The sequence below is a fragment of the Rhodococcus sp. 5A-K4 genome (assembly GCF_046097995.1).
Classification (GTDB): Bacteria; Actinomycetota; Actinomycetes; order Mycobacteriales; family Mycobacteriaceae; genus Rhodococcus_F; species Rhodococcus_F erythropolis.
The window spans coordinates 177582-189450 of record NZ_JBJURM010000011.1 but is presented as its reverse complement, the minus strand read 5'-3'; the positions used below and the strand labels follow the sequence as shown (position 1 = coordinate 189450).

General features: G+C 62.8%; 12 protein-coding genes and 1 riboswitch. Of the genes, 5 read left to right on the top strand and 7 right to left on the bottom strand.

What is annotated here, in order from left to right; genetic code table 11:
- Nucleotides 1-10: 10 nt before the first annotated feature.
- Nucleotides 11-400 (bottom strand): DUF3224 domain-containing protein, encoded by a 390-nt coding sequence (locus tag ACKAMS_RS16815; RefSeq protein ID WP_029255570.1) that lies wholly within the window; start codon nt 398-400, stop codon nt 11-13.
- 66 nt (nt 401-466) lie between these two features.
- Here ACKAMS_RS16815 and ACKAMS_RS16810 point away from each other — a divergent pair, with 66 nt between their 5' ends.
- Nucleotides 467-763 (top strand): antibiotic biosynthesis monooxygenase, encoded by a 297-nt coding sequence (locus ACKAMS_RS16810; RefSeq protein WP_020908105.1) that lies wholly within the window; start codon nt 467-469, stop codon nt 761-763.
- A gap of 148 nt (nt 764-911) precedes the next feature.
- Here the strand turns inward: ACKAMS_RS16810 and ACKAMS_RS16805 are convergent, their stop codons facing one another.
- The 4 genes from ACKAMS_RS16805 to ACKAMS_RS16790 form a co-directional block, all read right to left on the bottom strand.
- Nucleotides 912-2516 (bottom strand): cytochrome bc complex cytochrome b subunit, encoded by a 1605-nt coding sequence (locus ACKAMS_RS16805; RefSeq protein ID WP_044480654.1) that lies wholly within the window; start codon nt 2514-2516, stop codon nt 912-914.
- A 59-nt stretch (nt 2517-2575) separates the two neighbouring features.
- Nucleotides 2576-3718: a ubiquinol-cytochrome c reductase iron-sulfur subunit gene (locus ACKAMS_RS16800; protein WP_020908103.1), complete on the bottom strand. Its 1143-nt coding sequence runs from the start codon at nt 3716-3718 to the stop codon at nt 2576-2578.
- Entirely contained in the window at nt 3715-4566 is an 852-nt protein-coding gene (locus ACKAMS_RS16795) for a cytochrome c (protein ID WP_020908102.1), read from the bottom strand. The genes ACKAMS_RS16800 and ACKAMS_RS16795 overlap by 4 nt, the downstream gene beginning before the upstream one ends.
- Before the next feature lie 64 nt (nt 4567-4630).
- Nucleotides 4631-5242 carry a heme-copper oxidase subunit III gene (locus ACKAMS_RS16790; protein ID WP_007730060.1) on the bottom strand — a complete coding sequence of 204 codons (612 nt, stop codon included), beginning with the start codon at nt 5240-5242 and terminating at the stop codon, nt 4631-4633.
- A 127-nt stretch (nt 5243-5369) separates the two neighbouring features.
- Between ACKAMS_RS16790 and ACKAMS_RS16785 the strand changes: the two genes are divergently transcribed.
- Nucleotides 5370-5858, top strand: coding sequence for a hypothetical protein (locus tag ACKAMS_RS16785; RefSeq protein ID WP_054826532.1), 489 nt, complete (start codon nt 5370-5372; stop codon nt 5856-5858).
- Nucleotides 5859-5984: 126 nt separating this feature from the next.
- Nucleotides 5985-7076 (top strand): anthranilate phosphoribosyltransferase, encoded by a 1092-nt coding sequence (gene trpD, locus ACKAMS_RS16780; protein WP_408989277.1) that lies wholly within the window; start codon nt 5985-5987, stop codon nt 7074-7076.
- A gap of 8 nt (nt 7077-7084) precedes the next feature.
- Here trpD and ACKAMS_RS16775 read toward each other — a convergent pair whose 3' ends face one another.
- The gene (locus tag ACKAMS_RS16775) at nt 7085-7360 is read right to left on the bottom strand and encodes an Lrp/AsnC family transcriptional regulator (protein WP_003941677.1); all 276 of its coding nucleotides are present in this window, start codon (nt 7358-7360) and stop codon (nt 7085-7087) included.
- A gap of 78 nt (nt 7361-7438) precedes the next feature.
- On the bottom strand, nt 7439-9199 hold the full coding sequence (locus ACKAMS_RS16770; RefSeq protein WP_182261442.1) for a DEDD exonuclease domain-containing protein: 1761 nt from the start codon (nt 9197-9199) through the stop codon (nt 7439-7441).
- Nucleotides 9200-9720: 521 nt separating this feature from the next.
- Nucleotides 9721-9899: riboswitch (cyclic di-AMP (ydaO/yuaA leader) on the top strand.
- A 14-nt stretch (nt 9900-9913) separates the two neighbouring features.
- Between ACKAMS_RS16770 and ACKAMS_RS16765 the strand changes: the two genes are divergently transcribed.
- Entirely contained in the window at nt 9914-10471 is a 558-nt protein-coding gene (locus ACKAMS_RS16765) for a C40 family peptidase (protein ID WP_019748904.1), read from the top strand.
- A gap of 324 nt (nt 10472-10795) precedes the next feature.
- Nucleotides 10796-11848 (top strand): C40 family peptidase, encoded by a 1053-nt coding sequence (locus ACKAMS_RS16760; protein ID WP_020969878.1) that lies wholly within the window; start codon nt 10796-10798, stop codon nt 11846-11848.
- Nucleotides 11849-11869 lie beyond the last annotated feature (21 nt).

Here is an 11869-nt window from a genome sequence, read left to right as displayed (position 1 = left end):
CCGCTCTTTGTCAATCGTGGAGCGAGTATCCGAGGTCGTAGCGGTGCAGACCGTCGACGATCTCTAGCTCGAGAGTGCCCGAGATGCCCTTCAGCTCGCCGGTTCCGGACCCCGGCACGATCTCGTACAGCAGCTTCTGCGTTCCGTTGATCATCTGACCGAACTGCTGCAGGGCGAACGATCCCACAGCTTCGTCGACCTGCCCGGTGACAAACTCCAAAGCGACGTAGCCCGCTTCACCGGTTGTCGGATCGCCCGCGGACAGCATGAGTCCGGTCGATGTTCCTTCGACGCCGCCGATGAACGTCTTGTCGAACTCGAAGCGCCCGACGCGTCCGGAGAGCTCAGGATCGGCGGGGCGGAGATCGATCTCGAAGGTGCCGCGTGCATGGGATGTCATGGTCCGAGTATCTCACCAGGCGGCAACGCCTCGAGGGGACTACCGAGAACGTGCAACACTCCGTAGATGATCCTCGAACATGCCGTCCTGCAGGTCGATCCGTCGCAGTCAGCGCGATTCGAGGCCGCGTTCGATGTGGCCCGAACCATCATCTCCGAGGTCCCCGGATTCATCAGGCTGCGACTCTCGCACTGCCTGGAATCGCCGGAGCGGTATCTCTTGCTCGTCGAGTGGGAAGACGTGGAGTCACACACCATCGGGTTCCGTCAGTCCACGGGATACGAGAAGTGGCGAGAACTTCTCCACCACTTCTACGAGCCGTTCCCGACGGTGGAGCACTATTCAACTGTGCTCGAGGTCTAGCAAGGCGTCGTGCCCGCTGTTGTCGGCGCTCAGACGTCGAACCGGGGGAGTGGTGACCCAATGGAGGTTGTCATGCTGAATCGCTCAGAGAACGAGTGAGGCCCCGAACCGGAATCCGGTTCGGGGCCTCACTGGTCAACTGTCGTTCTTAGTGGAGTTCTCCACTGGAACCATCGGACTTGCCGTTGGTTCGGTTCTGGTAGTCCAGAAGGATCTGAAGCTGCTCGTGCTCAGCTTCGTGATGAGCGGCTTCGAGAGCCTCGCTCTCCTCGACTGGGTCAGCGGTGATGAGGCTACCGCTACCGGGCTTGCCGGCGAGGCCGAGCTTGTTCATCTTCTTCGGGACAGCGGCACCCTGGTACTCGAGCGGGATCGGGTGTCCGTGCTCGTCGACGGGGCCGAGCGGCTGGTGGATCTCGATGTACTGGCCGTTCGGCATCCGCTTGATGATGCCGGTCTCGATGCCGTGTTCGAGGACTGCACGGTCACTGCGCTGCAGGCCGATGCAGAACCGGTACGTCACGAAGTACGCGATGGGCGGAAGGATGACCATGCCGATACGGCCGATCCACGTCATTGCGTTCAGCGAGATGTGCAGGTGGTACGCGATGATGTCGTTGATGCAGGAGATCGTGAGCACCAGGTAGAACGCGATGGACATCGCACCGATAGCGGTACGGACCGGCACGTCGCGCGGGCGCTGCAGGATGTTGTGGTGAGCGTCGTCTCCGGTGAGACGCTTCTCGATCCACGGGTACGCGATCAACAGTGCGAAGACGAGGCCCATGATCAGGGCGACGGCGAACACAGCGGGGATCGTGTAGCGGCCGAACAGGTAGATCTCCCACGCCGGCCACAGTCGAGCAAGGCCGTCCGTCCACATCATGTAGATATCGGGCTGGGAACCTGCCGAGACCTGTGACGGGTTGTACGGACCGATGTTCCAGACGGGGTTGATCTGGAACAGACCACCGAGCAGTGCGAGCACGCCGAAGGTCATGGCGAAGAACGCGCCACCCTTCATTGCGAAGACCGGGAGGATGCGGACGCCGACGACGTTCTGTTCCGTACGGCCGGGGCCGGGGAACTGCGTGTGCTTCTGGTACCAGACCAACGCGAGGTGGCCGGCGATCAGAGCCAGGATGATGCCCGGGAACAGCAGCACGTGAGCGACGTAGAGCCGCGGGATGATGAGGTCGCCGGGGAAGTCGCCGTCGAAGATCAGCCAGTGCATCCAGGTACCGACGATCGGGATACTCATCGTGATACCACCGAAGGCGGCGCGAAGGCCGGTGCCCGAGAGCAGGTCGTCGGGGATGGTGTAGCCGAAGAAGCCTTCGAACATCGCCAGGATGAGCAGCAGGCAGCCGATGACCCAGTTCGCTTCACGCGGACGACGGAATGCGCCGGTGAAGAAGATGCGAGCGAGGTGAACGATGATCGACGCCGCGAACATCAGTGCAGCCCAGTGGTGAATCTGGCGAACGAAGAGACCGCCGCGCACCTCGAAGGAGATGTTCAGGGTCGTCTCGTAGGCGCGAGACATCGTGACACCGCGAAGCGGCTGGTATGCGCCCTGGTAGACGACGTGTGCCATCGACGGATCGAAGAACAGTGTCAGGAACACACCGGAGATCAGCAGGATCACGAAGCTGTAGAGCGCGATCTCGCCGAGCATGAAGGACCAGTGCGTCGGGAAGACCTTGTTGATCTGCCGGCGCATGCCTGCGGCGAGGTGGTAGCGGGAGTCCATAGCCTCCGCTTGTCCAGCCGCTGCCGCGCTGATCTTGGACGGTTTGGTTGTTGTTGTGGTCACGGTCGACGCTCCCAAAATGCCGGGCCGAGTGCTTCGATGAAGTCACCGTCGGCGACCAGGAAGCCCTCTTCGTTCACTGTAATAGGCAACTGCGGAAGTGCGCGAGCAGCGGGACCGAAGATCGGCTTGCCGTAGGTCAGTGCGTCGAACTGCGACTGGTGGCAGGGGCACAGAATACGGTTGCTCTGCTGTTCGTAGAGCGAGGTGGGGCAACCCAGGTGGGTGCAGATCTTCGAGTACGCGAAGTAATCGCCGTAGTTGAAGCTCTCCTGGCCCTTGCGCTTGGTGACACGCGCGGTGTCTTCCGTGCGGAGGCGGATGAGCATCACCGAGTTACGAATGCCGCGCAGTGCTGCGAGCAGAGCGTGCTCGTCGCCACGGTCGGACTCGCGGAACGGGAAGACCGTTTCCATCGAACCGGCATCGAGATCTTCCGGGCGAACGAGGACGATGTCCTCGGGACGGCCGGTGTCACGACGCAGGTAGATGGTCTCGCCCGGGTAGTTCGGGGTCCAGCCGGACACCCACAGGGGTGAGTCGTCGCCCTTGGCCCACGGGTTCTTGATGAGTCCACCGAGAGGCATGACCATCATGACGCCGAGTGCGCCACCGCCGAACATCAAGCTGCGCTTGATGGCCTTTCGGCGGGGGAGGGTGGACGTATCGAGGGTGTCGCCGAGCTCGGCGACGATCGTGCGACGATCGACCTCGGTGGATCCACCGTCGTGGCGGTCCTGGATCGAGACCTCTTCGGGGATGAACTTCTTGGTGAACTGAACGGCACCGATGCCGACGCCGAGGATCGCCAGACCCATGGTCAAGCCGATCAGCGGGGTGTACAGGCTGTACTTGCCGTAGTTCTCGTCACCGGCACCTGCATACTCCCAGGGCCAGAACAGGTAGATCGCGATGAATGCGATCGCCGAAACGCCGGCGAGGCCGAACCAGAAGGCGACGTTGCGCTCGGCGCGCTTTTCCGCCCTGGTGCCCTTTACCGACCAACGATCACGGCGGTAGACGACATCGACGCCATCGAGATTGGTACCCAGCTTGACCAGGTCGTCGCGTGACATCGCGTCGAGCTCTTCATCTGTGTACTTCTTAGGCGTATCGCCGCCATGCTGGCCAGCGTCGCTCATGACCTTGCTCCGATCCACAATGCTGCACCGACGACAGCGATGATTCCGACGGCCCACATGGCGAGACCCTCAGAGGCCGGACCGAGGCCACCGAGCCCGTACCCACCGGGGTCCTTCGACTCGCCCGACGACTTGACGTAGGCGATGATGTCCTTCTTCTCCTCGATCGTCAGCTGACGATCCGAGAACTTCGGCATGTTCTGGGGGCCGGTAACCATGGCAGCGTAGATCTGCTGCTCGCTGGCCGGATCCAGGACCGGGGCGTACTTGCCCGAGGACAGTGCGCCACCGCGGCCGGTGAAGTTGTGGCACGACGCGCAGTTGAGCCGGAAGAGCTCACTGCCGCGTCCGATGTCGCCACCGCGCAGCGAGGACTGGGCGATTTCGCCGTTCTCGTCGCGGATGAGCGTCGGGCCGCCGCCGTTGGCCTGGATGAAAGCGCCGAGGGCGTCGGTCTGCGCAGCATCGAACTTGGGGTCCTTGCGTGCAGCCTGGGCCTCGTTGCGAGCTGCGGGCATACGACCAGAGGAGACCTGGAAGTACACGGCTGCTTCGCCGACGCCGATGAGGCTGGGACCGCGGTCCTGCACGCCCTGCAAGTTCGCGCCGTGGCACGTGATGCATGACGTGTCGTAGAGCTGCTTGCCTTCACGAATCAGGGCTGCTGAATCGTCGCTGGCGGTCGCAACCTGCGGAGCTGGTGTCAACGCCGAAGCGAGGAAACCTGCGCTGATCAATCCCATCATCAATACGAGCGCGCCAGTGACGCGCCGGCGGATTTTCCGCTGGCGACGCGACTTCGCGGCATTCGCTGAGTTATCGGATGCGGGAGGGGGGGATGAACTCATCTGTATCCCTTTGGTATGTCGGGACGGAACTGGACGTCAGGGGCTGCCTGGGGCGTACAGCTGATTAACGGATGAAATAAATCGTGGCAAACAGCGCGATCCACACGATGTCGACAAAGTGCCAGTAGTACGAAACAACGATCGCGGCGGTGGCCTGGGCGGGCGTGAACTTGCTGACCCGGGTACGTGCGATCAAGAAGACGAAGGCGATGAGACCGCCGATGACGTGCAGACCGTGGAAGCCGGTGGTCATGTAGAACACCGAGCCGTACACGCTGCTCGAAATCGTGGTGCCCTCGTGCACGAGGTGGTAGTACTCGTAACCCTGGCCGGCGACGAAGAACGCCCCCATGACCAAGGTGATGGTGTACCAGCGACGAAGTCCGAAGACGTCGCCACGCTCAGCCGCGAAGACACCCATCTGGCAGGTGAACGAAGATGCGATAAGCACCAAGGTCACCGGCACGGCCAGATACAGGTTCAATTCGGTTGGCTCCGGCGGCCAATTTCCGTTCGCCTGAGCTCGTGCCACGAAGTACATGGCAAAGAGCCCTGCGAAGAACATGAGCTCACTTGACAACCACACGATGGTGCCAACGCTGACCATATTCGGCCGGTTCAGCGAGTGCACGCGTTGGGTGATTGCCGATCCTGAAGTCCCTACTGCGCTCGTCACAGACAGAAGTATGACGCTTCGTCGTAAGAGACGACCACTCGGGTCCACCATCGGCGCGTCGCTCGGCTCGAGTTCGCGGGATCGGGCGGCGAACGCGCTGGTGGCGTGGTCGGAATATGCTGGCGCGATGGCAGCTACACACAAGAGTAGACCGTGGTTCCTGAGAATTTTCGGCACGAAGATTCCGACACCGCTCGATGCAGGGCGGTCGGATCTGGTCGTCGTTGCCGAAGGCTTCGACGACGCCGAGGCGAGCTCGACGGCTCTCGAACGTGCCGCCTCCACCGAGCCGGAGTTCAGGGCGGAGTCCGAAGTGGTTCTGCGGCATCATCTCGACCTCCCGGAGGGCTCGGTAGCCGATGCCGAGAGCATCGTCGCCCAGGACGGATATGTGCGAGGCTCGAGTCGGCCCGAGGACGTGACTCCGGTGGTCGAGAATTCGGTTCGCGTCGTCTTCGAGCGTGTCCAGGTGCTTGACGCCCTGCATTGCTCCCAGGAGCGGTCACGAATGGCCGGTCTGGCGCAGCGACTCGGTGGTTCGGTCGCCGGGTGGGACGCGCTCCAGCCCCCGATACTTGCGGAGGCGCCGCCCAAACGCGGTCGCAGAAAGTCCTGAGCGGCCCTATTCGGTTTCCTCCTTACCTCACTGACTAGGCTGCGAGGGTCATCGGCAGCACAAAATGGCAGCGCGAAACGACAGCTCGAAATCCAGCCCACTTGAACGACAGGGGACCAAGGCACTATGGCCGGCACCGACGCATCCAACGCCGTGAACGTCGATTCGAGTGCAGTGGTGCGGTCCTGGCCGTTGATTCTCGGTTTGCTCACGGACGGCAGTGACTTGTCGGAAGCCGACAGTCGCTGGGCGATGGGCGAGATCATGTCGGACAATGCCACTTCCGCTCAGATCGCCGCTTTCGGCGTCGGGCTGAAGATGAAGGGCGAAACCCCCGCGGAGTTGGAAGGGCTCGCCGGCGCGATGCTCGAACACTCCCGGCGCGTGCCGGTCGATTCCGACGTGGTCGACATCGTCGGCACGGGTGGCGACCGCTCCAACACGGTCAACATCTCGACGATGGCCTCGATCGTGGTTGCCGCGTCCGGTGTGCGAGTTGTCAAGCACGGCAACCGCGCTGCTTCGTCCAAGAGCGGTGGCGCAGACGTGCTCGAGGCGCTCGGCGTTCGCATCAACCTCGGCCCGGAGCAGGTTGCGAGGTGCGTCGAAGAGGTCGGCATCGGCTTTTGTTTCGCGCCGGTCTTCCATCCCGCACTGCGCTTTGCGGCGGTGCCTCGCAAGGAAATCGGCATCCCGACGGCATTCAACGTGCTCGGTCCACTGACCAATCCGGCTCGTCCGCGTGCCGGGCTGATCGGGTGCGCATTTCCGAAGCTGATCTCGGTCGTCGCGGGAGTCCTTGCGCAGCGCGGTAATTCGGCGTTGGTGGTGCGTGGAGACGACGGACTCGACGAACTGACCACATCGACGACTTCGACGGTTCACATCGTCGGCGGTGGAAGTGTGCGAACTGTCACGCTGGATCCGCGCGACCTCGGAATCGACCGCGTTCCTCTCGAAGAGTTGCGCGGAGGAGACGCCGAATTCAACGCCACCGTCGCCCGAACGCTGCTTTCCGGGCAGAAGGGGCCGGTCCGGGACGCGGTCTTGCTGAACGCGGGAGCGGCCATCGCGGCGTTCAACGGTGTCGGTGACGATCTCGAGGATGCGATCTCCGCCGGGATGACTGCGGCCGCTGCCGCGATCGACGGCGGCGCCGGCGCTGAACTGCTTCACAAGTGGGCGGCACTGACCGCCGAACTGGCCGACCAAGCCTGATCGACGAGCTACTCGCCCAGCGAGAAACCGGCCTCGACGTCTGCGCTGGAGAAGGACTGGAAGGCGATGTGTGTGGCGGTTCGGAGAACGCCGGGCACCTTGTTGATTCCTCCGGTGACCACGTCGGCGATCTGGGCGTGGTCACGTACCTTCACGATGGCGATCAAGTCGACGTCACCTGCGCACGAGTAGACCTCCGTCACTCCGGACAGGTCGGCGACGGCCTGCGCGGTTTCCGGGATCCGAGCGGACTCGGCGTGAATCATGACGATGGCGTTGATCATTTCTCTCCTCGATTTCCCGGTGGGTTGTGATGACCCGGTGGTTTCGATCGAGCTTAGGGGTGCCGCCCCGTCGTTACGTCATCGATGTTCGGATTCGGTACCGGCCCGCGCGAGTCGGCACCAGGCTTCCCACTTGCCGGCGCCGCCCGCAGGTTCGACGTAGCCGGATGTCGCCGACACGATTCGGACACCGTCCGATGCGAGCCACCGTGCGATCAGGCCCAGTTCTTCGGGTGACGCGCCGCGAAACGGTGCGTCGTCCGGTAGGACGGTTTCGGCTGCCGCGGTGATGGCGTCGACGACGGGCATCGGGTGAGTTCCACGTCTGGCGAGCCCGGCGGACGCGAGACGTCCGGAACGGATCACCGACAGCTCCCAGCCCCCGTCCCCGGTGGGACGGGCGAGAATCAGTTGTTCGATCGCCGCGACTGCTGCAAGTCGCTGAGTGCGCCGCACTGCGGTAGAGACTGCGACCGTTCGGTCACGCAGACGAGCAGCATTCTCGAACAACGCGTGTTCGGACAGCTCGTCTATTCGCGCCTGCATTTGTTGGAGGGGAGCGTCGTTGGTTCCCCGGAAGAATCCACGCACAGTCTCAGGGGCGGCCGCGTAGTCCTGCGCAGTGAGTTCCGGTGCCCAGGAGGCGGGACACGCCCCCAGTTCGCGAGCGGGGCAGTCAGGGCCGTGAACGGCGCCGCGCCCGAGACGTTTGGTGCACGTGCGTAGGCGGCTGAACTCTGCGACGGTGTCGGCGACTTCTACTGCGTCGCCGCGAGAGGTGAACGGGCCGATCGAATCGGCCGTAGGCGTGCGAACCACGGACAGTCTGGGAAACGCCTCGTCGGTGAGAGTGATCCACCATCCTCTTTTGGGGAATTTGGAGCGACGGTTGTACGGGGGTGCATGCGCGCTCAGTAGTCGTAGTTCACGCACCCCTGCCTCGAGCGCATGGGCGCACTCGACGTGGTCCACACGGGTGGCGAGCGCGACCATTTCCTTCATCCGGCCGCGGGTCTCCGAACCGGTGAAGTAGTTGCGGACGCGGCGTCGAAGGTCGGTAGCAGTTCCTATATAGAGGGCTTCGTCCGAAGGGCCTCGGAAAAGGTAGACACCCGGGCTTCGCGGCAGGTTTGCGGCGAAGGACCGTTTTGCGCGCTGATGTGAGGAAATGTTGGGCAGGTAGTCGACGAGTTCGCTGTAACTGTGGACGCCTTGGTTCCCGACTCTGTCGATCAACCCGTGTAGGACGTCGACGGTCGCCCGCGCGTCGTCGAGCGCGCGGTGCGTCGGTTGGGTGGTCACCTGGAAGAGATGGGCGAGTGCGGAGAGTTTGACCGAAGGCGCCTCGTCGCGGGTGAGCACGCGCCTGGCGAGCTTCACAGTGCACAGCACACGGAACGCCGGCCACGGGCGTGCGCTGCGTGACGCCGCTGCTTTGAGGAAGCCGATGTCGAAGGGCGCGTTGTGTGCCACCAGCACCGCACCCTCGGCGAATTCGAGAAAAGCGGGTAGGACACGTTCGATGGGAGGTGCGCCGATCAGCATGGCGGTGGTGATTCCGGTCAGTTCGACGATGTACGGCGGAATCGATCGGCCGGGATCGACGAGTGTTGCCATTTCACCGAGCACTTCGCCACCGCGGATCTTGACGGCGCCGATCTCGGTGATGGAGTCCTGGTCGGCGCTTCCACCTGTGGTCTCGAGGTCGACGACGACAAACGTCGTTTCGCTCAGCGGTGTGTCCAGCTCGTCGAAGCTCAGTTGCCGCCCGACGTCGAACTTCTCCCCGTCGGAGAACGGGGACGGAGACGGAAATTCTCGGGCCGAGGCGGGACTCACACCGCAGACAGTAGAAGGACCCCCCGACACGAATTCGAGAGTGCATACGCGGAACCCGGCTCACTCCGACTTCCATTGGGAAAGCAACGGATTGACCCCCGACAAAAGTACGAGAGACGAGGATCACACTTGCGGTGGGAACTCGCGAATGCGGACTCCTACCTACTTACCGGTAGGGCGATTCGTGAGGGTGTTGCTACGGCGATCAGTCGCCGAAACCGCCTGATTGATCGAAACGGGTTCTAGTTTCAAGTAATCGGCGTTGAACTGCATGGAAGATCGGATTGTCGGGTTTGGTGACCCTTGCCAGTGGGTAGCAAGCGCAGGTTTGCGGGCCAGGTGAGCCTCGCCGAACAGACCTGTTGTTATCTCTTCGTGACCCGTCCGGCGTATCGCGGGCGCGGCAGCATGATTTCCGGCGAATCGGGCGCGATTGTCACGAAGCGGTCGACATCGTCGCGATCATTTCGTAACCTTCCTGAGACCTAACGAAGTCTTGCCGGACCAAACAGGACCGGCATCGTCAGGAACCGCCTAATCGGGATCTCCGCGAGGAACCCGAACCGGGAACCCAAGTTTCCACTGGGGTGAATCCCGCCTGGGGTGCAGCACGCATGATCGCTGCGGACCACGCGGGTAGGGCTGATCTTCCCAGCCCGAACCCGTCAGCTAACTCGGTCGGCGGATGAATGGAAGAAATGGAGCACCCCTTAAGTGGCGTCACAGAGTTTCAAGCGTTCAGCGCAGTTGGCAGTAGCCGGCGCGCTCGCAGTCGGAGCATTTGCTGCAACCGCTGCACCTGCCTCGGCAGACCCCATCACCATCCCCGGCGTCGGCACCTTCGAGGTTCCGGGCGTTTCTATTCCTCAGTTGCCGGTCATCCCGGGCATCACCGACATCGCACCGGCCGCTCCGGCCGCTCCCATCTCCAGTGTTGGTGAGCAGGCAGTTCGCGCCGCAGAGAGCAAGCTGGGCTCCCCGTACGTGTACGGCGCATCGGGCCCGGACGCATTCGACTGCTCCGGTCTGGTCCAGTGGGCATACAAGCAGGCTGGTCTGAACCTGCCTCGCACGAGCTACGACCAGGCCGCAGCCGGCGTTGCCGTTTCACAGTCCGATCTTCAGGTCGGCGACGTGATCTCCTTCTACGGCGGATCGCACTCGGGCATCTACGCCGGCAACGGCAACGTCATCCACGCGTCGACCGCTGGTCAGCCCGTGAAGCTCGCACCGGTGTCCTCGATGCCGTACGACGGTGCTCGCCGTTACTGATTTCTGAACACGCTCGACGGCTGTCTCCGGTAGACGGTCGGAACGATCCGCCGCTGCAAGGCGGCGGAGCTCGGGGGAGCTCCGGATCTTCGAATGTGGGCCTCGAATCTTTGATTCGAGGCCCACATTTTCGTTTCGCGACAATTCGCCCGGTACTTCACCCCGACACGCCTACCGGCGAGTAGACACAAACGTATGCCGTTCCGTAACCTTATCGAGACATTGCGCGGCCGAGACAGGTACTGTGGATAGTTGACAGCCAGCTAACAGATCGTCGACCGGTCCCGGTCGACGTCGCTTCACCGAGACGGAGAGTTGCATTCCGTGGTTTCATCGAAAAACAACAGTCGAGTACGCGCCGCATTGACAGTGGGAGTGCTGGCGTTCGGACTCGTCGCGGGGCCTTCGATGCAGGCCGGTGCCGACCCCGTCATCACCAACCCCACCGAGGCGCTCGACAAGCTCGGTGAACTCTCCCGGGTATCCGAGCAGACCAACGAAGCGCTGCACAACGCACAGATCGACCTCGACGCGAAGCTGGCGGTCGCGAATGATGCGGACGCGCGTTCGGCAGCCGATCAGGGTCTTCTCGACGCGGCTTCGGCACGTGTCGCCGAGTTCGCTCCGGCGGTAAACCGTATTGCCACAGCGAATTACCAGGGTGCGCGGACCAATCGCCTCTTTGCGTTGATGGTGAGCGACTCGCCGCAGCAGTTGCTCGATCAGATGTCCGCGCTGGACGTGATTTCCAACGACGCGGCAGTGCAGGTCTCACAGTTCAACCAAGCCACTGCCGAAGCGCGTGCCGCCTCGGAAGCATCGAAGCGTTCGGCCGAAGAAGCGCGGACCGCCGCCGATCAAGCCCGCGCACTCAGTGACGATTTGCAGCGCAAGCAGAGTGAACTGCAGACGCAGATCGCCGACGTGACCAAAGCTTTCCAGAGCCTCACCGACGACGAGCGTAACCAACTGAGCGGTACGCCATTCCCGCCGGACGTCGATCTCAGCAAAATTCTAGCTAACTTGACGCCTGGTTCGGGTGCTGCTGCTCTGCAGGCAGGCCTCACGCGGATCGGTGACCCGTATGTCTGGGGCGCGACCGGCCCGAACGAGTTCGACTGCTCAGGTCTGGTCGTATGGGCCTACAAGCAAATCGGGAAGACTCTGCCGCGTTCGAGCCAGGCGCAGGCGCAGGGCGGCGTACCGGTGTCGAGGGACCAACTACAGCCCGGTGACGTCGTGACTTTCTACAGCGACAACTCGCATGTCGGTATCTACGCCGGCGACGGAAACATTCTGCATGCGTCGACGTTCGGCGTACCGGTGAAGGTTCAGTCGATGGCAGGCATGGAGTTCTCCACTGCGCGTCGTTACTGACGGCTTGCTGCGCCCGAGCGG